This window comes from Actinomyces bovis (assembly GCF_900444995.1).
GTDB classification, from domain to species: Bacteria; Actinomycetota; Actinomycetes; order Actinomycetales; family Actinomycetaceae; genus Actinomyces; species Actinomyces bovis.
This window is the reverse complement of record NZ_UAPQ01000007.1, coordinates 174173-196513: the sequence shown is the minus strand read 5'-3', so window position 1 is coordinate 196513 and position 22341 is coordinate 174173. Positions and strand designations below refer to the sequence as shown.

At 63.0% G+C, this 22341-nt stretch carries 15 protein-coding genes; 2 read left to right on the top strand and 13 right to left on the bottom strand.

Annotated elements, in window-relative coordinates:
• Window positions 1-37: 37 nt before the first annotated feature.
• Together DR039_RS06435 and cls are read left to right on the top strand one after the other, a co-directional pair.
• Window positions 38-1000, top strand: coding sequence for a hypothetical protein (locus DR039_RS06435; protein ID WP_111836680.1), 963 nt, complete (start codon window positions 38-40; stop codon window positions 998-1000).
• A 380-nt stretch (window positions 1001-1380) separates the two neighbouring features.
• Window positions 1381-2892, top strand: coding sequence for a cardiolipin synthase (cls, locus tag DR039_RS06430; protein ID WP_111836580.1), 1512 nt, complete (start codon window positions 1381-1383; stop codon window positions 2890-2892).
• A gap of 87 nt (window positions 2893-2979) precedes the next feature.
• On the opposite strand, the gene DR039_RS06425 is transcribed toward cls, so the two are convergent.
• The 13 genes from DR039_RS06425 to DR039_RS06365 form a co-directional block, all read right to left on the bottom strand.
• Window positions 2980-3825: a serpin family protein gene (locus DR039_RS06425; protein WP_111836579.1), complete on the bottom strand. Its 846-nt coding sequence runs from the start codon at window positions 3823-3825 to the stop codon at window positions 2980-2982.
• 177 nt (window positions 3826-4002) lie between these two features.
• A complete protein-coding gene (gene hrpA / locus DR039_RS06420; protein WP_111836578.1) occupies window positions 4003-8460 on the bottom strand; it encodes an ATP-dependent RNA helicase HrpA in 4458 nt (1485 codons plus the stop codon).
• A gap of 131 nt (window positions 8461-8591) precedes the next feature.
• Entirely contained in the window at window positions 8592-12968 is a 4377-nt protein-coding gene (locus DR039_RS06415) for an FtsK/SpoIIIE domain-containing protein (protein ID WP_229116856.1), read from the bottom strand.
• 340 nt (window positions 12969-13308) lie between these two features.
• Window positions 13309-15981, bottom strand: a complete 2673-nt coding sequence (locus DR039_RS06410) for a bacterial transcriptional activator domain-containing protein (RefSeq protein WP_111836577.1) — start codon at window positions 15979-15981, stop codon at window positions 13309-13311.
• Window positions 15982-15985: 4 nt separating this feature from the next.
• Window positions 15986-16426 carry a pilus assembly protein TadG-related protein gene (locus DR039_RS06405; RefSeq protein ID WP_111836576.1) on the bottom strand — a complete coding sequence of 147 codons (441 nt, stop codon included), beginning with the start codon at window positions 16424-16426 and terminating at the stop codon, window positions 15986-15988.
• The gene (locus DR039_RS06400) at window positions 16423-16866 is read right to left on the bottom strand and encodes a TadE/TadG family type IV pilus assembly protein (RefSeq protein WP_126622361.1); all 444 of its coding nucleotides are present in this window, start codon (window positions 16864-16866) and stop codon (window positions 16423-16425) included. Before DR039_RS06400 ends, DR039_RS06405 begins: the two co-directional genes overlap by 4 nt.
• Window positions 16863-17276: a TadE/TadG family type IV pilus assembly protein gene (locus DR039_RS06395; protein ID WP_111836574.1), complete on the bottom strand. Its 414-nt coding sequence runs from the start codon at window positions 17274-17276 to the stop codon at window positions 16863-16865. Before DR039_RS06395 ends, DR039_RS06400 begins: the two co-directional genes overlap by 4 nt.
• 19 nt (window positions 17277-17295) lie before the next feature.
• Window positions 17296-17520, bottom strand: coding sequence for a hypothetical protein (locus DR039_RS06390; protein ID WP_229116855.1), 225 nt, complete (start codon window positions 17518-17520; stop codon window positions 17296-17298).
• A 25-nt stretch (window positions 17521-17545) separates the two neighbouring features.
• Window positions 17546-18469, bottom strand: a complete 924-nt coding sequence (locus DR039_RS06385) for a type II secretion system F family protein (RefSeq protein ID WP_111836572.1) — start codon at window positions 18467-18469, stop codon at window positions 17546-17548.
• A complete protein-coding gene (locus DR039_RS06380; RefSeq protein ID WP_229116854.1) occupies window positions 18466-19338 on the bottom strand; it encodes a type II secretion system F family protein in 873 nt (290 codons plus the stop codon). Before DR039_RS06380 ends, DR039_RS06385 begins: the two co-directional genes overlap by 4 nt.
• A complete protein-coding gene (locus DR039_RS06375) occupies window positions 19335-20657 on the bottom strand; it encodes a CpaF family protein (RefSeq protein WP_111836571.1) in 1323 nt (440 codons plus the stop codon). The genes DR039_RS06380 and DR039_RS06375 overlap by 4 nt, the downstream gene beginning before the upstream one ends.
• Entirely contained in the window at window positions 20657-21421 is a 765-nt protein-coding gene (locus DR039_RS06370; protein WP_111836570.1) for a P-loop NTPase family protein, read from the bottom strand. Before DR039_RS06370 ends, DR039_RS06375 begins: the two co-directional genes overlap by 1 nt.
• Window positions 21421-22002, bottom strand: coding sequence for an SAF domain-containing protein (locus DR039_RS06365; protein WP_229116853.1), 582 nt, complete (start codon window positions 22000-22002; stop codon window positions 21421-21423). The genes DR039_RS06370 and DR039_RS06365 overlap by 1 nt, the downstream gene beginning before the upstream one ends.
• Window positions 22003-22341: the final 339 nt, after the last annotated feature.

Here is a 22341-nt window from a genome sequence, read left to right as displayed (position 1 = left end):
GCGGGTTGGTCCTGGCCGGTATGCGAATATGACCGCAATGAGCATCCCTACCCCGCGCAGCGCCCGGCCCCGCAACGGCTCTGCCCGCCGCAACCGACGCCGTCGCTTTCTCCCTAGCTTGGGGAGCATTGTCATGCTGGCGATCGGCTTGGGTCTAATCGTCTGCTTGCTGCTGGCGGCTCAGAGTCTGCGGAGCTGGTTTGACACTTGGAATCGGGCTGGCGCGGCGCATCCAACCCTGGTCTCCCTGCCGGGTACAACTGATGAGGTCTCCGCTCCGGCCCCGGTGTCCCTGGATATGACGGGTTTTGACGCCGCCCACATCATTGACGATGAGGTCTTCTATAACTCGCAGACCATGAGCGAGCAGGAGGTCTCCGCTTTCATCACGCAGGTCAACGCAGGCTGCGTGCCGGGCCGCGACGGCACCCCCTGCTTGGCGCAGGTCATGGTGGACACGGAGGACCGTGAGCCCAGCATTACCTGTCCGGGTGGTTATGCGGGTGCTCAGGGGGAGTCGGCGGCCACGATCATCCACAAGGTGGCTGCCGCCTGTGACATCAACCCACAGGTGCTGCTGGTGCTGCTGCAAAAGGAACAGGGGCTGCTCACGGCCTCCGGGCGCGCCCTGACTGCCACCGACTATGCCTCGGCTACCGGCTACGCCTGCCCAGACGGCGGGAGCTGTGACCCGAGTTTTGTGGGGCTGTTCCGTCAGTTGTATGGGGCTGCCTCCCAGTTCCAGCGCTACCGCCTGAACCCCGGCAACTACCAGGTGGTGGCGGGCAGACCGGTGGAGCTGGCTTACTCGCCGCAGGCGACTTGTGGTCACGCGCCGCTGCAGGTGGTTAATCAGGCGACGGCGGGGTTATATGCCTACACGCCATTCCAGCCGAATCCGGCGGCGGCTTCGGGTGGGGATGACTGCACTAGCTGGGGTAATTGGAACTTCTATGGCTACTTCCGCACCTGGTTTGGGGACCCGACGCCGTCAACCTGAGCCCGATATGTCGCTGAAAACCGGCATGCTAGGCAATGAAATGACAGGACGTTTTGCCAGGGAGTTCCCAGGGTTAATGTGGGTGAGCTTCCAGGTGAGCTGTGCATAGTTATCTCACCGCCGAACGGTGGCGGCCCGGAGGTGCTGGGGAGCGCCGATGAAAGGTCATCAACGGGACAAGTTCATGGTCAAGGGAACATGAAGGTCCACTCGGTGAAGGAGGGATCCACTTCCGGCTGGGAACCGGATGGAGGACCTCATTGCGAAGGGCCCGCCCCGGGTGATCCAACCGGGTGCGGGCCTTCGCCATGTCTCGGGGGTGGGGTGCGTCAGTACCGGCGGCGCCACCTCTCCAGGTAACCGCATGCGAGGATTACCCCATGAACTGGGACACGCAGCCTGTTCTCACGACGGCATTGGTGGCGGGGGATTACCTCATCAAATTCGTCGCGCTGGGCATCGTGCCTGAGAACCGGCGTCCCTCCTCCTCCACCGCCTGGCTGCTGACCATCTTCCTGCTACCCCTAATCGGCCTGCCGCTCTACATCTTCCTGGGCAGCCCCTGGGTCCACGGCCGCCGGCGCCAGCAGCAGGAGGAGGTCACCAGCTTGGCCCACCAGTTCACCGCCGGACGCTCCCTCCTACCTGCCGGGGCCAGCGCCACCCCGCAGCTCACCGGCATTCTCCGCATGAACCACAACCTCACCGGCCTGCCCTGCGTCACGGGGGAGGTGGTGGCCGTGCATGTGGATAGCCGCGCCATGTACCTAGAGATGGCCCGCGCAGTGGATAAAGCCCGCCACCACGTGCATGTGGAGTTCTACATCCAGGCTTGGGATGACACCACCGACATCTTCTACCAAGCGCTTGCCCGGGCAGTGGAGCGCGGCGTCAAAGTGCGACTGCTGGTGGACCATCTGGGTTCCCGCAAATACCCCGGCTGGCGGCGCTTTGGAGCGCGGCTGGACGCCATCGGCGTGACCTGGCGACTCACCATGCCGCTGCTGCCACATAAACGCCGCTTCCGCCGCCCCGACCTGCGCAACCACCGCAAGCTCCTGACCATCGACTCCGAGCGGGCCTTCATCGGCTCCCACAACATCATCGATCCGCACTATCTCTCGCGCCGCAACCTCAACTCAGGCCGCAAATGGCAGGACCTGAGCGTGGAAGTCACCGGAGAGATTGTGCTGGAGGCCGAGGCCATCTTCGCCATGGACTGGTTCTTCGAATCCGATGAAGACCTCTCCACCCAACAGGTCCTGCCGCTAGTGGCGCAAGCCCAAGCCAGTGAACCGGTGGGGGCACCAGCCCCCCAGCCCGGGCGGCCCGACGCCGTCGTCAATGCCATGCAACTGGTGCCCTCCGGCCCGGGCTACCCCACTGAGCCCAACCTGCGCATGTTCCTCACGCTCATCTCAAACGCCACGCGCAAGGTCTCCATCACCAGCCCCTACTTCATCCCTGACGAGGCACTGCTATCCGCCCTGACAACCGCCTCCTACCGGGGGGTTGAGGTGGAACTCTTCGTGGGCTTGGAATCCGACCAGTTCATCGTCAACCACGCACAACGCTCCTATTACGGGGCGCTGCTGTCCGCCGGGGTGCGCATCTTCCGTTACCCCGCCCCCACCGTGCTGCACTCCAAATACATGACAGTGGACGACGAAGTGGCGGTGATCGGCTCCTCCAATATGGACTTCCGCTCCTTCGCCCTGAACTACGAGGTCATGCTGTTGGCCTTTGGTGGGGACCTGGATGACCTGCTGCGCGCCAATGACGCTATCTATCGGGAACGCTCCACTGAGCTGACTGCTGAACAGTGGGCGCGCGAGCCGTGGCGCCGTCGCTATGTGGACAATGTCTGCCGACTCGTGTCCGCAGTCTTGTAAGCGGTGGCTGTGCCCGCCTTGGCGAGGGCAGCGGTGGCTGTGCCCGCCGTGGCGACTGACAGCCAGGGGCCGCGCCGCCAGGCCAGCTCAGTTTGGCGAGTTTATGACCGCCTCAAACAGGCACAGGCCGGTGGCTAGATCGCGCAGCCGCAACACATAAGGGTGGTCCACCACGAAATCCACGACGTCGCCAATATTCACTGCGGTCTTTCCGCTGCGGTGCTCGGTGACGGCGGCAGCTTTGGTGCCATCCTCTTGCACAATTAGCCGCACCTGTTGGCGATATTCGAGGGTCTGATACTGCGGGTTGATCCGCCCCATGGGCTTGATATCTGCGCCCAAAGCCTCCAGCACCGGGAGGAGGTCCACCCCCTTGGCGCCTGTCTGCAGGTCCAGGCGTGGCAGGGAGAGATTCACGGTTGGGGTGGCTTGTGCTGCCTTGGCTTGGTTCAGCGCGGCGGTGGCTGCCGCCCAGGTGGTGTTGCGTGCGGCCTCGTCAGTGCAGCCCAACAAGGTGTTGAGACCCTGGGTGGCGGGGTCGGTGGCGCCGACGGCGGCGGTGGCCAGGTTCAGGGCTAGGGAGGCGGGGCTGGCTAGGGCGTTGGCGTGGGCGCCGTCGGCCAGCTGGCTGGCTAGAAGCTGCGCACCAAGTTGATCGCAAGCGGCGACGGCGGAGGTGAGCTCCGGTGCTTCCTGCAGGCTGGGGGTGAGGCGAGTCAGTGAGCTGCTGAGTTCGGTTCCACCCAATTGCTTGCGCATGAACGGCAGTTTGCAGCCGCTCAGCAGACCGGAGGCGACGCCGCTGGCCAATGCGGCCAGAGCTAGGGCTGAGCGGCGGCTGAGCGCAGGGGAGTGCGGGGCAGTGCTCAGTTGCAAGCTAGATGGAGTGGTTGCGAGAGGCCGAGTTTCGCAACCGAGGTCGGAGGAAGCCATATAGAGATTGTGGCGTAATCACAGCGATTTTTGGAGGGGGTTGAATGGGGAGCGGTGCCTGGTTAGCAAGCCCGTGAGCAGTGTCCGCCGGGCTTATGCCCCGGGGTGGTGACTCTGGCGAATGCCGCCGCAGGGATTGGCGTGGGCGCGTGAGCTGCGTGCTAAGGGCGCCAGCGTTTAGAGGCTGGCGACGAGCTTGTTGATGCGCTGAGGGCTGACCTTGCGGCTAGTCCCAAGGGTCTGCGCAAATAGGCTCACCCGCAGCTCCTCCAGCATCCAGCGCGCCTCCTCCAGCACCGCCTCACGCTCGGCGTCGGCAGGCAGGGCTGCCACCCGGGCCCGGGCCGCCGCCACCACCTCTTCTGCCTGGCGCACCTGATAGGCCAAAGCCGCATCCTGATGTGGGGAGGCCTGCGCCTTCTCCACCCGCAAGGCCAAGGCCCGCAGGAATCGGGGCAAATGCGCCAACTGCTCGGCGGGCGTCGCCGCCACAAAGCCCGCAAATACCAGGGTGGCGGCGTGCTCACGCACCTGCTGTAGCGTGCCCAGCAGCGCCAAGGAGGTCGACGCCGTCACCACCCGCTCTAGCTCCCGCAGATTCGTCAGAGCTGCCGCCACCTGCTGCGCCACGCGGTAAACCTCATCCTCCAACTCCTGACGCATCACCGTCACTAGCTGCTCGAAAACCGCGCGCTCGCGCAGGCCCGCCAGCCCGGACTTGCCAAGCCCGGACTCCCCCAACCCAGCACTCTGGGCCCAGCGCTTGGCCACTACCCGGGCGGCTGCCAGCTGCAGCTCCGTCACCAACTCCTCCGTGCTCTGATAAGGGGAGGCCGCCAGCGTCAGCGTCTCCTTGGCGGTCCAACGGCTGGTAACCCGGGCAGTGGGCAGCACGGTGCGCGCCAGCGCCAAGGCAAGGACGCCTGCCCCATGCGCCCGCGCCTGCGCAGCCCCATCGCCCAAGATCCGCAGGTCCGCGCTCAGCGGGCCCGTGGCCACCAGCGCCGGATAGCCACGCACCACCAGCCCCGCCCGACCCGTGGACTCCACCGCCTGCGGGATAGTGGATCGCTCCGGCCCCTCCAACCCGACGACGCCCACCGGCCAGTCACACAGACCCGCTTTCTCCGCCAGGCCCACCTTGCTAGGCAGCTGCGCCCCGGCGGGCCCAGCGATGGCTTTGCCGCCGGCGCGAGCACGCGCAACCCCGCCCGCTGCACCGCCTGCGCCACCACCCGAGGGCGTCGCCGTGCTGCCGTCACCGACTGCGGCGCCAGTGCGCTCACGCCCCTTGCCCTTGCCGCGCCCACGCTTGCGGTCCTCACGCTGCTGCGCCTCCGCCAGGGCCTGCGCCAGGGCGCCGCGCACGGCTGAGCGCACCGCCTGCTCTGAGCGACCAGCCAGCCGCTTCTGCAAGTCCACCAAGTCCTTGCTGCGCCCAATCTCCCGGCCAGCCGCATCCAAGGCCACAAAGGACATGCGCAGGTGCTCCGGCAATCGCTCCTGCGCCTCCGCCCAGTCGGCGGCGCTCACCTCCACGTCCCGCAGGCGTGAGACCACCGCGCTGAAAGCCTCCCGGAAGGACAACTCCGGGGCACTCGTCTGCCCAGTTCCCAGCTCAGACGCCGCCGTGCCCGCGCCGCCGTCGTCAGAACCTCCGGCGGCAGGACTGCCGCCCCCGGCGCCGTACTCTTCGCGCAACACCGCCCAAAGCTGCTCGCCCACATCAGGGGCGGGCACCAGCTGACGGCGCACCCGCTTGGGCAGGGCCCGAATCGTAGCCACCACCAATTCGGCCCGCAGCCCCGGCACCAACCAGTCAAAGCCCGCAGGCTGTAGCCGCCCCAGCACCTCCACAGGCACCAGCACGCTTAGGCCGTCGTTCGCCTGACCGGGCTCAAAGACATACTCCAGGCCGAGCGTCAGATCCCCCTGCACCCAGGTGTCAGGGTGCCCGGCGGCGTCGTCACCACCCGGCAGCAGCAGCTCGCGCGTGTAGTCCAGCAGCTGCGGGTGCCGCCCCTTCTCCCGCTTCCACCAGGCATCAAAGTCATTCGCGCCATAAACCGACTCCGGCAGACGATCGTCGTAGAAAGCAAACAGCGCCGAGTCATCCGCCAGCAGGCCGTGCTCGCGGCGGCGCCGCTCCACATCCCCCAGCTCCTCCACCAGCTCCCGGTTGCGCTGCACAAAGCCATGCCGCGAATGCCAGTCACCCTCCACCAAAGCGGAGCGGATGAACATCTCCCGCGCCACCTCACGGGCCGACGCCGAACCCACACTCGCCAGGGGCACAGCCCGATCCGCCACCAGAGTCATCCCGTACAGCAGCGCCTTCTCGTGCACCATCGCGGCCCCGTGCCGCGTGGACCAGTAAGGCTCGCCGTGCACGCGCTTAAGCAAACCGGCCCGCTCCGCTGCCGCCTCCACCCAACGGGAATCCACCTTGGCAACGGTGCGAGCAAAGAGCCGACTGGTTTCCACCAGCTCCGCCGTCATTACCCAGTCATAGGTCTTGCGGCGCAGGCCTGAGCCCGGCCAGATCGTAAAGCGGGTGCCACGCGCCCCCGCATACTCACGCCGTCGCTCATCCCAGTTGCCGACGTTCGAGAGCAGGCCCACCAGCAAGGAGCGGTGGATGGCGTCCGCATCGGGGGTATCCGCACTGCGCCCCAGGGCGACGACGGCGGCCGCCACATCTCCGTTCGCAATCTGCGCGGCCTGCGTCCCCGGCTCCAGAGCGGCTCCGGCAGTGCGGATTGCCCGGGCGGTAGGCAGCTCCACCGGGGCGGCATTGAGCCCCAGGGGGCGGGCGAGCTGACGCAATTGGGCATGCACGTCCTGCCACTCGCGCACCCGCAGGTAGTGCAGGAACTCAGCGCGGCACATGCGGCGGAAGGCCGAGCCGGAGAGTTCACGCTGCTGGGTGCGCAGGTAGCGCCACAGGTTCAGGTAGGTCAGGAAGTCACTGCTGGTGTCTGCGAAGCGCCGGTGCAGGGCGTCGGAGGCCTCTTGGCGGTCGGTTGGGCGCTCGCGGACGTCTTGGATAGACAGGGCTGAGACGATCACCATGACTTCCCCGGCGCAGCCCAGTTCCCCAGCCTCCAGCAGCATGCGGCCTAGGCGTGGGTCGATGGGGAGCCGGGCTAGGCGGCGGCCGATCTGGGTGAGGCGAGGCCCCCGGCGGCTGGCCCGGGAAGAGGCCGGGCTCCGGCGGGCCCCCGGTACCTCAATCGCCCCAATTTCCGTGAGTAGTTGCAGGCCATCGCGGATGGAGCGGGCCTCGGGCGGGTCAATGAAGGGGAAGTCCTCCACCGCTCCTAGACCTAGGGCCGCCATCTGCAGGATCACCGAGGCCAGGGAGGTGCGCAGGATTTCCGGCTCGGTGTACTCGGGGCGGGCCACAAAGTCCGTCTCCGAATACAGGCGGATGGCGACGCCGTCGGCCACGCGCCCGCAGCGGCCTGAGCGTTGGGAGGCACTGGCCTGACTGATGGGCTCAATGGGTAGGCGTTGGACCTTGGTGCGGTTGGAGTAGCGGGAGATGCGTGCCAAGCCAGGGTCTACCACGTACCGGATGCCGGGCACGGTCAGGGAGGTTTCGGCCACGTTGGTGGCTAGCACTATGCGGCGGCAGGAGTGGGCCGCAAAGACGCGGTGCTGCTCGGCGGCGCTCAGCCGGGAGAACAGGGGAACGACTTCCACCGCTGCGGGGGTGCGGCTGCGGCCGTCGGGGGTGTAGCGGGGGCCTAGGTGGTCCATGAGAGCGGACTCGGTGTCACGAATATCCCGCTCTCCGGCTAGAAAGACCAGAATGTCGCCGGGGCCGGTGTCCATAAGCTCATCGACGGCGTCGAGGATGCCGGTGATCTGGTCGCGTTCCTCTTCCCGGGAGGTGGCATTAGGCTCCGCCTCCGCCTCGGGTGCGAGAGGCCGATAGCGGATTTCCACCGGGTAGGTGCGGCCTGAAACTTCAATGACCGGGGCGGGTACGCGGGCCGACTGGCCCCGGTCGTCTACGGCGTCGTGCCCAAAATGTTCGGCGAAGCGCGCCGAGTCGATGGTGGCGGAAGTGATGATGACTTTCAGGTCGGGGCGTTTGGGCAGCAGGCGCGCCAGGTAACCCAGGATGAAGTCGATGTTGAGGCTGCGTTCGTGGGCCTCGTCCACAATGATCGTGTCGTAGCGGCGCAGCTCGGGGTCGGACTGGATTTCGGCGAGCAGGATGCCGTCAGTCATGAGCTTGACCAGGGTGTTGGCGCCGACCTCTTCAGTGAAGCGCACCTGGTAGCCCACCACGCCGTCGCGGCCGATGGGGGTGGCTAGTTCCTGGGCGATGCGTTCCGCTACGGAGCGGGCGGCGATCCGGCGCGGCTGGGTGTGCCCGATCATGCCGCTGATGCCGCGGCCTAGTTCCAGGCAGATCTTGGGCAGCTGGGTGGTTTTGCCGGAGCCGGTTTCCCCGGCCACGATCACTACTTGGTGGTCACGGATGGCGGCGGCGATCTCTTCGCGGCGGGCGCTCACCGGCAATTCGGTGGGGTAGCTGATGGTGGGGACGACGGCGGCGCGCGCTGCCAGCTGCTCGGGGGTGTACCCGGGCCAGGTGCGGTGGCGACGGTGGGGGCGGTCCATAGGCCGCCTATTGTTCCTCACACTCGGAAGCACCCAAAGTGCCTGCTTGCGCCGAGACCTCTGCTTGGACGGACAGCTGCTGCATGAGCAAAGCTCCTAGTCAAGGAGAAGCTCGGCTAGGTACCAGCGAACTACGGATGCTCTTGGCGGGGCACCTGCACCCAGCTCCACCCTTGACTGGTGATCATCAGGCCTCGACCAAGCGGTACTGGAGCTCCTACAGAACGCGGCAGCCGTGCGGAGAAGGAATCTCCGTCGCCCGCACTGCGAGGCGCCAGAATCAGGCCCGTGCGGGTCTTACGAATATCGGCCAGGAGACCCCGATACCCTGCCTGCAGATCATCAATTCCGCAAGCCATCAGGACGCCGCCGGTATTGTCCCGGCAAGCCTTGAGATGGCCCCACAGGGCATCCGCAAGCACATGGTCATTTCCTAGAACCTCGAAATCATCGATTATTACGACTACGTCAGAGTCTTCTGGTCCAAGTATCTGCTCAACATCAGCTTTTGTTCCGGAGCTGTCAAGCACGCCCAACACTCCGGGCTTTCCAGTCCAGGCATGTAGAGGTGAGCGTCTTGGAAGCACCAAGAGTGTTCGCACCCCAGCCTGCAGTAAATAGTTCAATATAAAGGTTAGAGAGTTGGACTTACCGGAGCGTCGAGGTCCGGTTACTAGCAGGCCATTACCGATCTCTTCCATTGACACAGAAAGCAGGTCTAGACTGTCGCCGCCAACCCCGAGAGGAACCATACCTACAATTGGTGTCGAGACCATCTTCATGGCCTTGTCTGCATCTATCACCAGTGGCAACTCGTCTACTCGTGGAGGCTGCAGTTCCTTAGGGATCGTCCCCCATCGTTGTTGGGCGGACTGGGATTCTTTTTGTATAGCCGCAACTTGTGCAGTTCCTGCATGATCCTGATCGAGTAGCGCAATCTGTACCTCTCGTGGCTTCACCCCGGTACGGAATCCGCGTCCAGGTACCATTTCAAGTGGTACATCTCGGCTGCGCAGTCCGACCAAATCGAAGTCCTCTGGCGTTGGCATACGCAGCAGCAGCCTGTCTTCCAGTAAGGTGCCCATGCGGCCCCGGAATACTAGTCGGTCGCCGGTGAGCACAAACCTGAGGCCCACAGCGGAGCCTTCTCTCATCAAGTTCTCAAGTTTTTCAAGCAGGTCACCGCCGTCGACCTGTTGATATACCGCAACGATTCCATCCCACTGGTCAAGCAAGATTACTATATAAGGCAATTTCTCCCCCGGCGCGACTGCCGCGCGCTGCTCAGATATGGAGGAATAGCCCTCTAATGCCAGGAGCTGCTGGCGTCTGGCAATCTCCGTGCCCAGTTTCGTTATCAGACGCCTAAGGCGATCAGTCTGGTCTCTGAGTATTACTGCGCCAAAATGTGGGAAAGCTACTAACGGTAGCAGCGCCCCTGAGCCGCCATCGATGCCATATAGGTGCACATCTGCAGGAGAGGCTGATCTGGCAATCTCTACGGCAATTAGCCGCAGCACCGTAGAACGTCCACTTCTCGGCGCTCCGGCCACGCCTAGGTGCGCTGTGTGAGTGTAATCCCAGGTCATTAACCGCTGCTCCTGCAATGCAGGAAGGTCTTCCAAACCGATCACGACTGGGGGCAAGAACCCTTCCGAGAAGCTGGTCTGGTCCTTTTGCTCAGCGGCAGGTGATGGCTCGCCGTAGGCGATCTGTAGATCGTCCAGCACGAGCGTCCCTGGCAGTGGTTCTAGCCAAGGGCGATGCGGTGCAGGCAAGCCTTGCTCGCTCCTAGCTTCCAACATCGCGTTGACCAAGGCTGACAAGTCCGTCGGAATCGAAATGTCCTCCTCAATCACAGGTCCCACCGGGGCAGGCCAAGAAAGATCCCGCAAATTGAGATCCTCGATTTGCGGCTCCGATGTGCGTACGGCGCCGTGTGGACGTCCCCCAACTCGTGCAGCCTGGAATTGCAGTAGGCGCCCGTGTCCCAGCCGGGCGTGCGCCCTTCCTGGTATGGACGGAGGAATATAGGCTGAAGCGTTTGACTCAACCACATCCTGTGAATCACTCTCGTCGGTAACGCGCAAAGCAATACGCAGGTTGGTGTTTGACTTGATTTCAGCCGATACCACCCCCGCAGGACGCTGCGTGGCCAGCACTAGGTGCACACCCAAGGAACGACCGCGCCGGGCAATGTCAACCAAACCTGTCACGAAGTCGGGAAGCTCCGAGACTAGGGCAGCAAATTCGTCGATGACCAGCATGAGGCGGGGCATCGGCTCGTCACCTGGTTGCATGGCAGCCGTATAGTCCTCGATATCCTTAGCGTCAGCGTTAGCGAGCATGTGCTCACGCCTCCGCAGCTCGGCACCGAGCGAATCCAAGGCCCTGGAAGTCAGGTGCCCATCGAGGTCCGTAACCATGCCAACGGTGTGCGGTAGTAATGCACAGTCTTTGAAAGCCGCCCCGCCCTTGTAGTCAACTAAGACAAAAGTCATGTGTTCCGGAGTGTTCTCTATGCAAAGAGAGGCGATTAGGGTTTGCAACAGCTCTGATTTACCGGAACCGGTGGTACCAGCAACCAGCGCGTGAGGTCCGTCGGCCCGCACATCGACTTGGAACAAGCCCTCGCTGTCCTCACCGATCACGGCAACCGTGGTCTGTGTGCCAGTTGTCCATCGTTTCAGGACTTCTTCGGCAGACGGTTCGGGCATATTGATTATGTCTAGGAAACGAGATGACCGCGGAATGGTTCCTTCTGCGCCTTTTGTGGCAGCGTCCCGGTAGGGGGCCAGGCTTCTTGCTACCTGCTCGAACCAGCCGTCGATGGGCACGTCGAGAGTTACCTGCTCAATACTGTCCTCGTCAGTTATGGACAGGTTGGCCAGGGGCTCCTCGGCTTGGAGCACTGCGCGGCATTCTTCGGGGAGGGCGACGCGATCGTCGTCTAGACACAAGAACACCACCCCCGCTCCAGGACCTTCCCGCAGCGCTTGGATCATGCCGGGCGCGTGCCTAAGCGCCCGAGCGCCCTCCAATACCACGAAAATCGTTGGCGTCTTTGGTCTGCGAGACTTCTTTTCCTGCCGCTCTTCGATGATGGTCAACAGTGCATTTACCTGCTTGGAGACGGTGGTGTCCTCTGTGGCTACCCGCAGCCGGGCCCCTTTGCCTTCAGGCATACGGATATGAGGCAGCCAGCAACTCCATGACCAATCACTCTCTGCTGCCCCGGAGCACTTGGGATCCAGCAAGATCGACAGCTCCAGCTCTGCAGGTGAGTGCAAGACCGCGCATTGGCTGACCATCCAAGCCGCAATCTGCCTGCGCAGCGGGCCATAGACACCAACAACCCCAAGCTGTTGCATCGAAAGCGTCACAGGCACGTCAGGCGCGGTCCACCGATAAGGCTCCTCATGGGCAGCCCGGTCTGGCAGTGTCAACTCGACTTCACTGCGCTGGTCGGCCGTACCTACCCGCAGGACCAGCCAGTCCGGGTTCTCATAACGGCGTTCCCACAGTGCCGCACGTGGTCCGGTAGCCCGCAGCATTACCTCTGCAGGGTCGGGATAATCCCCTCGCCGCAGTTGGTGCTCCTCCAATAAAGCCTCGAAGGCCTTCGCCTCCACATCCTGCTTCATCTCTTCGTACTTAATCACCTCATCACGGTGGGTTCTGTTTGACTGGGAGCGCATGGTAAAGAAGTTCCCAAGCATCATCAGTGGCGACAGTGCTGTGAACATGAGGGATGCCAGGCGCTGAGTTAGCAGGTACATACCGACGCCCATTACCAGGGGACCTACCAGCATGATCAGGGAAAAAGGTGGCTTGCGGGCCGGCTGAGGTTGGCGTGGCAGAGTGAACTTGGCGTGCCTTTGGGGACGAGCCAGGCGTGGAGGCCTGTTGAAATCCAAAGTAAAGGTCTCGGAACCCTGCACTACCACTGCATCAGCTGCTGGTACCGGGCCAACTGTTAACTGAGATTGCCCCACTCCGAGGATGACTTCTGCCTCCCAAGGAAGACTCCCCTCAATAGGGCGCCTATCAAGCTCAATAAGCCTGCGACGGGCATCCGGATCTTGCTCGACATGTGGCTGCGCTTGCTTAAATGGCTGCTCACCGCGCTTAAGGCGCCGCTTGTTCTCTTTACGACGGTGCCGGTCTAGCTTCTTTCGACGTCGTCGTTGTTGGCGCGTTTCCTGCTGGGAGGTGGATTTAGCTGTTTCTCCGGCACGGATACGCAGGACCAGCGGTCCGGGAAGCTTCCGGTTGCGCACGGGCCGGATAGGCGCCTCGGCCTTCTGAGCCTGCTCTATTGGCTCCACCGAGACTTCTGGGCCAGTCTTTACTCTTACCCGTACAAGGGGCTCTTCCAGGCCCGGCAGGCTGATATCTGCTGTCTCGCCTCCGACGGTGTAGTCGCCAAGCCCCATCCGACGTACCAATCCGGCACCGGGTCCCCCGACCACGCGCAACTCAACTAGGCCGGTCGGCTCTCCAGCCACAGGATCAGCTCCGACCAGGCTGAGAGTGGCACCGTCGTGGATTGGTCCCGCCTCGAGTGGGGCTTCCGGGTCAAGCTGCTGCCCTCCTAACCAGAGGGGAGGGACTTGCGCAGCTACTGTGTCAGCGTCTCTCACCAGCCTAAGTACCCCAGGGGCCTCAAGGGGTGCAGGCTGCTGCGACTGCAGCTGCTCTGGCGAGGGATTGTGCCCCAGGGACTCCTGTAGAACGGTGGCGAGGTCTGCCACCCGCGTTCCCTCTGAGATATTTGCTAGGACCTCTCGGACCTCTTGGCCTGCAGCCCCGTTGAGGCGGACCTTTAGTAGCAGTTCCATGTCGTCCTCAGGCGGTCTTCCTTCGCACACCTAGACTGCGGCCGGGTGCCAGGTCCTCCACCAGCGCCGCTGTCTGTGGGTCCACCAGGCTGAGATCGTCGGCGCCGGTCAGGTCCAGTAGCGCAGCTACCTTCCCTGCGAGATGGTCAGGCCCCTGTTTGGCGGCGAGTCGGAACAAACCTCGCCATAGGCCCTGGTCAAGCTCTACTACGCTCAGGCCGACGTCGATGGCAGCAGCGGCACCATCAGGGTCGGTGTCGTGAAGTAGCTCAGCTAGTCGCAGTGAGGCTTTGGTGACTAGCTTGGTTACGTCTCTGCTGGTTCGTGAACGTGCGAGCCAGGTGTAGTGGCCTTCTGGAGTGTCCTGACACAAGGGGCCGCGCACCAATCGCAAAGCCTGTGCGAGTACGTCTCGCTCGTTCGGTGCTCCTGGCACTGCAGCCACCTCCAGAAGGTTGCGGAGCACATCGACGTCGAGCACCGCGTCAGAGCCTAGTTTGAGGCGCCCCTGCTCGTCTTCAAGCAGTCGCTCTGCCCCGGACAAGTCTTGTCCGAGCCAGCCACGCAGGCGGTCGATCGTAGCTTGGACCACGTCTCCAGTTACGCCGTGCGGCCAAAGCAAGGAGCCGAGCACATGCGGGTGTAGGCCGTCGGGGTGCAGCGCTAGGCAGGCGACAGCCTCAGTTAGTACAGGCAAGCGCTCCGGGTCTACGGCTCCGGGCGCTACCACGTTGGGCTTCCCTAACAGCAGGATCCGCAAAGGAGCGGAGGCTAGGGCCGCGGTAGTCACGGGTGGCGGGCTGATGGGAGCAGGAGGCAGGGGGTCTGCGCTGTCCTCCATAAGTCCCGCCAAGGAAGCCAGGTCTGACTCCGATGCCCTGGTGACTCGCACAGCTACACCCAGTGGCTCAACCTTGGCCGTGCCCGAGTCGTCAACCACAATGCGCCAGCGGGCCCGCTCCAGGCTGCCGGTCCTCACGATCGTCATGCCAGGTGCCGGGCTCTTGATCTGATCTGCCTGCGGATGCGCCGTTAATACGATGTGGTGCTCAATATCCCGGTGCTGCCCGGAAATAGGCTCAGCCTGCTGCTTGCTTAGAACCGCCTCCATGCTTTCAACGATGTTGAGCCTAGGGCCACATACTTGGAACAAGGTCCAGGGAAGCAGGAGGCCAGTGACCTTGACCTTCTCAGACCAGGGATTCACGCAAAGCTCCAGCGCCAGCGCACAGATCACCTCAACGGCTTGCAGCGCACCGCCAGCAACGACCACCTCGCCGTCAGCCTCGCACAGGTTTACGAGCACGTCAGTGCCCATCTCATCACGTCCCAGGGTGACTAGCCCCGCACCAACATGCACCGCTCCGGAGGCACCCCCGAGGTCTGCCGCGGCATCCAGGACCCAGATATTGCCATTGTGCTCCGCATGCCACGGCTCAGGGGCGGTTTCCATTGGGACGCTGAGGAAAAGGGTTATGGATTGGTCGTTTACCCCTGCAGCATAAAAGGCGGGCGGAGTAGGCAACTGAGAGAGGTAACGCAAGGCCTCCTCAAGGCGACTTGCGCGTTTGGGGTCAGCCCCGACCCTGAGCAGTCGCTCCAGCTCTCCGGCCTCAGCGTTCGGCCAGCCCCAGACACCCAGGCGGCGGCGGCGCACCAGCAGTGCCACCAAGCTCGCTGCCGTTAACGCTCCGACGGCGGGGAGGTTCGCCGGCATTACGTCGTCGATCTGTTGGGGCGCAGACAGGGGCGCCTCCTGCCCCTGTTGCTCTGGTGTGCCCTGCTGTTCGGCACCAGGTACAGCTGGCTCGGGTGCTTGCACCGGGACTGCCATCACACGCGGCAGGTTTACTGCGGACTCAGGCATGATCAGGTGCCAGTTGGGCTGAATCAGGCGGGCAAGTTCCAGTCGCAACCCATCGGGCTGTTCCCGACCCGCATTTAGCTCATATATCTCCCGGTAAGCACGGCCATCCCCCATGGTGCGTTCGGCGATGTCCCAAAGGTTGTCGTGGTAGTGGCCCTCCGGAGGCTGGACCACATACACCCGCTTTCCGACTAGTTGCGCCCCAAGCGTCGGGTCCAGGACCTGGTCACCCAACATGTATCTGACCGCCATGCCGGTGCTACTGCCGTCCGAACCCTGAGCCGTGGTGGCGACCTCCACGCTGGCAGCGGTTTCAGTACTAGCCATCGTGCTCGCGTCCTCAGAGAGCACCTGAGCGCTGGATACCGTTCCGGAACCTGCGTGTGCCAACTGCGGCGCTGGTACGGCCACAGCTGGAGCTGACACGGAAGTCACGAGCAAAGCGGTAATTACCAGACGCCGGACTAATCCCTGGACGGCACCAGACAAAGGAAGGTGGCGTGGCGCACCGTTGGCTTTAAATGCGGAGGCGAGTTCTGTAACTGTGCAGGCTGTGAACTGCAGCCAAGCTAGCCATATAACCCACTCCAGCACGCCCAACAGCGCCTTTACTGAGAGTGAGCCAGTGAATGTCGAAAGCGACAGGCTGGATGGCAGTGGAGGGGCGCCTAATACGAACAGCATCAGTACGGGCAGGCCCACCACAACCAGCAGTAGCAGGAACGCGGCCGCAAGAGATTTGAGCATCGCCGGCTGCTCCTGCGGCTCAGGGACCAAGAACCGCTCAGGACCGGTGAGTGAACGATGCGTCATGATTCTAGAACTCTCCTTTACTCACGCCACCAACAGCCTTCGCCCTGGCTGACACCTCAATGTTGATCGTGCTCATACCAACTAATGCCAGCAAGCCAGTAGAGACCTGATTCCGGGCGCTTACAGTTACCTGGCTCCCGGTGGTTGAAACCGTGACAACGCTGCCCTTACCGGCGTCTGAGGAGCTCATATAGGACCGTGCTGCCGAGGCGGCGGCAGGGGCATCGAGCGCCAGGGCGTCTGTGCTGCGCAGCGTGTCAGCCTGCACCTTTTGAGCACCTGCGCGAGCCGCCTGTTCAGCCGCGTCAGCCAGACTAGCCCGCGCGTTCAGTACGCGTCCGCCGTCGATACATAGGCCCACCAGCAGCATCATTACGCTCACCACACAGATCGCGAAAACTGAGCTTGAGCCCTCCTCCAAATGCAGTGGTCTACGTATTCTCATCCCCCGGTACCTCTCAATGGGTCGATCAATGCGGTGGCATTCGAGGAGATCTCCGCCGTGCCCGGCAGGAAACCAATACCCAGATCAGCCAGTTCCACCCGGCAAGTGACAGAAACTCTTACCGTCCCACCAGGACGGAATCCACCGGTAGAAGTCAAGCCGGTACACCTGAGCGCAGCTGACTGAGAAGCAGCCAGGCTGGCGTTTGCGGCAGACCGTGCGGCTACCTCATTGCGCTGCAGGGAGGCGGCTCGCGCGGCGTCACGAGCTGCGGCTTGGGCAGCCCCTTCTGCGGAAACGTAGCGTCCGCCAGCCACGGCCAGCATGATGATGACGATGAGCATTGGTGCTATCACGATCATCTCGACCGTGTTGTTGCCTTCTTCGCGCCGTAGAAGACCACGGCTGCGGGTGAGCAGACGGCAAATTGGGGCCGTCACAGGTCCCCCTTAAACCGTTCGACCGGACCGGACACGGTTGCGCTTACACGCGGTGACAGGCCCCAGAACACATCCATTGACCTGCCACTGACCGTTACCGTGACCTGGTCTGGTCCAACTTGGACTTGGACGTCAAGGTCTTCAAGCCCACCGTGTGCAGTGCGCGCGGCGTACTCCTTGGCGTGCTCCACGGCGGCGGCCTGCACACCGGGTGCATTGGCATTGGTGCGCAGGGTGCGGGCGGTTTCTCGTGCCGTGCTTAGCGCCACCTCATTGCCGTACCAGGTGAGTGAGACTTGTACGGTCAAAAGGATGATCGCTAGTAAAAGGGGGAAGAAGACCAGTAGCTCTACGGATGACGCTCCCAGCTCATCTTCGGATTCCTTAGAGCGAGCAGTCACCTTTTTCATAGCGAGACTGGGCTAGGGCTCATTTGAGGTTCGGTACCTTCAGATTAGAGCTAGCACCTTCGACCAGACCGTAGATAGCCCTGCCAACCAAAGCTGCTAGGACGATGACGAAGCCGGTGATCACCACCCACTCAACCGTGGAGGCTCCTTCTTCCGCGCGGAGGCGGTTACTTGCCCGCTCCGCGAGCTGCTCAACAAAGACCTTCAGGGTGCACATCAGGGACAGCATGAGAGTTCCTTTCATTCCTCAACCTGCCGGTGAGACGATCTTAGACCCGACCCGTTATGCCGGCGATAGCTGGGAAGACCAAGAAGATGATGAAGCCGATGGCGATGACAAGCTGCGCCACGAGCATGGACTCAGAGTTTTCTCCGGCTTCCCCTTCCGCCAGGGCAAGCTCGCGGCGTCGCATGGAAGCCGCCCGCGCACTAAGGGACTCTCGGATTTTGGCACCATCCTCCGCCACAAGAGCCAGTGCAGAGGCCAGGTCACGCAACTCGTCGATCCGCAGGTCCTCACCCAGACGCCCAAGTGCATTCCAAGGTGTCTCGCCACGCAATCGGGCGGTAGCCAGTGAGTCCCGGATCCGCAGCATTGCGGGGTCATCTGAGAGGGAAGAGGCTGCATCTAGGGCTTCAGGAACACCCCGCCCTGCGGAAAGCGACATTGAGACCAGGTCTAGGAATGAGCCGACGACGTGCCGGAAGTCCCGACGCGCCGCCTGCGCAGCTGAGCGCAGGCGCAAGGTGGGGAGCAGGGCGAGTATTACGGCCAGCAGTAGTCCTAAGAGCACCGGCATGGAGGTGTCATGTACCAGACCGATGGTTTTGGCTACTTCCACTAGCCCTAGGGGGCCAACAAGACCAGCTAGACCTAGGAGGATGGATGTCACCAGGTGTCGTTCTAAGGAACGGCTGAGGACGGAGAGGTCGCTAAGCAGACCACTTAGATCCAGGCTGGTGCGTCGTAGCAGCCCAGCAGCCCGGTAGCCCAGGGAATCAAGCCACTCAGGTAGCTCTTTCTCATCCGGATTCAGGCGACGGGATTCTGACCTAAGGCGCATCTCAGTGCGCTGAGAGTCCAGGGCAGACAGCATTGCCGCTGGTTGTACTGCAGGTGGCACCAGCAGCACGACCAGGAGTAGTAGTCCTGCGCCGCTCACGGCCCCAGCCAGGAGAATCCAGGTGATCATCGGGCACCTCCTGCAACCATGTCAGGGTTGGTGGTCAGAAAACGGCGCGGCAGCCGGACACCAGCCAGGCGTCGCATCCACATAAGCCCAGCAGCGAAAAAGATAAGCACCACCAGGAGTACTAGCTGGCCTAATGCCGTGTTGTAGGGGGCCACAAATTTGCGGTTGAAAACTGCCAGTCCAAGGATGACCAGCACTGAGAAGACCACCACGATCTGCGCTGAACGGCGGGTGCCCGCTCTGGCTGCAGAGACGCGCTGGCGCATATCGAGCTCAGCCCGGGCAGTTGCCGCAAGCGAACCTAAGAGCTGGCGCAGCCCAGGGCCGCGTAGTCGGGAGTTCATGACCAGTGCAGATACCACCAGGTCTGCAGTTGGATCATTGAGGTCATCTGCAAACTGCCGTAGCGCCTGTGGCAGGGGAACCCGAACGCGCATTCGGTCTGCTAGCAGGGACAACTGGCTGCGAATTATGGGCGGTGCCGCGTAGACCGTTGCCGGAATCGCCTGCTCCAAGCCAACTGCACCAGCGATCGTGTCTCGTAGGGACTCGGTCCAAGTCGCTAGGGCATCGATGCGGGAGGCGGCCTCCTTCTCTTGACGGGTGCCGCCGAATAGCAGCGGCCACAGCAGCACTAGGAGAAGGCCTGCGACCGCCAGCACTACCCAGCGGGTCAGCACCATCACCAGCAGGCCTGTCCCTGCGGCGGCCAGCATGCGGCGAGAAATCGCTTTTCCGCCGTCATTAGGCTTAAGCCGCACCTCAGGTAGGACATCCACGCGCATGGCGAAGGCCGCCAGCAGGAAGATCCCGCCACCCACCATGGCTCCAGCCAGCAGGGCGATAGCTACGGTGCCGCTGGCGCTCACGATATAGGTCCTTGCAGGCTGTAGGAGGCTACCGGATCGTAGCCAGCCTTCAACAGGTCGTCCATGCAGGAGATTGGTGCGGCGGGCTCAGCGCGCCCGGAGCCGTCATCAGCAAAGACCTCGGAGGAAAGCACGCGCCCATCCACGCCGTTAACCTCACGCACGGAGGCGACGTAGCGGCGCATGGTGCCGCCCTGCTGGAACCGGTTTTCACGCGTTAGGAAGATGACAAAGTCTACGGCGCCAGCGATCAACAGGTGGGTGGCTTCCTGGGGCAGCCGCTCGTGGGACTGGATCGCGTAGGTGGCGATGCGGTTGAACACCTCAGCGGAAGAGTTCGCGTGGATGGTGGACAGCGAGCCGTCGTTGCCCTGGCTCATCGCGTTGAGCATGGTGACGATCTCGTCACCGAGCACTTCACCCACAATCACCCGGGAGGGGTTCATACGCAAGGAGCGACGGACTAGGTCCGCCATGGTGATGGCGCCCGCCCCTTCGGAGTTTGCTAGGCGCTCTTCAAAGGCGACGACGTTGGGGTGCAGGTCGGTGAACTCGCCGAGGCCCAGTTCCAGGGCACGCTCAACCGTAATGAGCCGCTCTGAGGGTGGGATCTCGTTGGCTAGGGCGCGCAGGAAGGTGGTCTTTCCGGCGTTGGTGGCGCCCGCAATCATGATGTTCTTGCGCGCCCGCACCGCGGCAGAGCAGAACGCCGCCAGTCTGGGACTGAGGGTGTCCAAGCGGACCAGATCATCGAGCCCAACTTTGTCCAGTCTGGCCCGGCGTAGGGACAAGGCGGGGCGGGCGCAAACGTCCATGATCGCCGATAGGCGCGAGCCGTCAGGCAGCCGCAGGTCTAGTTGTGGGTTTGCCGAGTCAAAAGGACGAGACACCAGACCTGAGTAGGAGCCAAGTACTTGGACCAGCTCGATTAGCTCGTCGTCGGAGTCTGCCACGGGGGCACCGCGTTCCTCGCGGCCGTCGGCATATTGGATGAAGACGTTGTCGTAGCCGTTGATGTCGATGTTCTCAACGTCTGGGTTCTCCAGCAGGGGCTGCAAGCGACCTACGCCGAACAGGGCTGCGTGGATGCCCTGGGCGATATCTTCCTCCTCCACGGCGGACATGGGGCTGCGTCCGGCAGAGATTTCTTCACGGGCGTGCTGGTCCAGCACGCGGCTGATTAGGGCGCGAGCGAACTGCCGTTCGTCTTCGCCACTCATTGGCCTGATGCCGTTGGCCGTGTCTTCTTGACGCTGTCGGGCTAGAAGGTCTGCGACCTGTTCGCGCAGTTGCCGCACCAGGTTCTGATCGGCGCTCATCAGACTGCCCCCAGTTTTAGCGTGGCCATGCGTGAATAGAGTTCGTCTGCCAGAGCGGTGGCTGAGCGCACTAAGAGGCTGCGTCTGAGGGAGTTGGCCTGGCGTCCGGCCAGAGCGTCGGCTGCTCGGAGGTCATACACCAGGGGGCCGAGCACCGGCACGTCTAGGCCGGTGGAGCGCAGCAGCCTCTCCAGGTCCTCCTTCTCATGGCGGGCTTTCCAGGGGGCGATCAGCACCACGCCTAGGAAAGGTCTTTGCTCCCGGAGGGCCGTTTCTTCCTCGATCCACCGGATGCGGTCACGTAGGTGCCCGTAAGCGTCAACTCCGGGTCTGACCACTAGAAGCAGGGCCTCAGAGTTCAGCGCCACCGGCAGGCTCGGGGTTCCCGGAGTTAGGCGGCCGACGTCGCACAGAACGTCCCTGTCGGTACGCAGATAGTCAGCCAGTGCGCCCCAGCCAGGGCCTATCGCAGCAGTCTGCTCCGGGCGGGGCAGACCAATTAGCACGTCTAAGCCGCCTTCCACCCGGGTGGTGTGCTCTAGGAGGTGGGTCTGGGAGCGGCGTCTGATGGCAGTTGCGAGCGATAGTAGGCCATGCTCGGGTTCCAGGGGAGCGCCAGTTGCTGAGCGAAGCCGATAAAGCAGGTCTGAGCCGGTTGGATCTAGGTCCGCCAAAATAGAGGCTTTGGGCCAGACGGCAGCAAGCACCTGGCAGGTGGTGCTGGCGCCTGGTGAGCCTTTGGCTGAGGCTATGGACAGAAGCATCAGAAGTCCCCGATGGCGTGACCGGTGGCGGTTACAGCGATAGCAATAGACTCTTCCGCTCCTAGGCGCGCCACCTTGGCAGAGTCATCCTTGTGCACCAATAGTGAGATCACTGAGCCGGAGGTCCACTCGTTCGCATTACCGGATGTGGGCACCGCCTCAAGGATCTGTGCCGAAGTAACGGCGGTGCTGCCGTCTTTGACGTTCACGAGGGTGACCACATCGCCCGGCCTGAGTCCACCTGCCGGGAAGCGGCCGACAGCTAATGACAGGCCGGTGAGGGTCGTACCGTCTTTAACAGCAGGTGAGGCGAGAATCTGGGTGCTTGCCAGGAACTCCCCCTGGGTGACCTCTACCCGGGCTGTCTGCCCTACGATTTCGTTGACTTTCTCTGCAGGGATCAGGGAGTTGACATTGGCTGACACCGACGCTGATGCGAGGTCAGAAAGCTCGATTACATGCCCAGCCTTGATCGTGTTGGCAGCTACCAGCATCTCCTTGCGCTGGTCTAGGCGGGTGGCGAGCAGTCCGGCAACCAGGGCACCGCCGACGATCAGCAGTACCGCGAGGACTGCCAGCAAAGGGCGGCGCTCGCGAGGTGGTCCAGGGAGCCGACTGGGTGCGCGATCAACCGGCTGGCTTCGTGCGCTTTTGGTTCCCCGTGCGTCACGGGCGCGACGGCGTGCGGTGCGGGAGTCTGCAGGACTTGACATATTCGCTTCGGGTGTTGGAACTCAGGGACTTGCACATTCCTGCCATAGATCGCTGGTTGGCGCAATGCGTGAGAGGAGTCTCTGGCGGTGCGTCCGGTGGAGTGTGCGGCCCCCGCAAGATTGGTTGCGGCGCCAGGAGGGGGTGCGACTTTAGCTTTCTCTTGCTTACGACGGCGTGAGGTGACATTGTGGTGCTCGCTGGTTCGT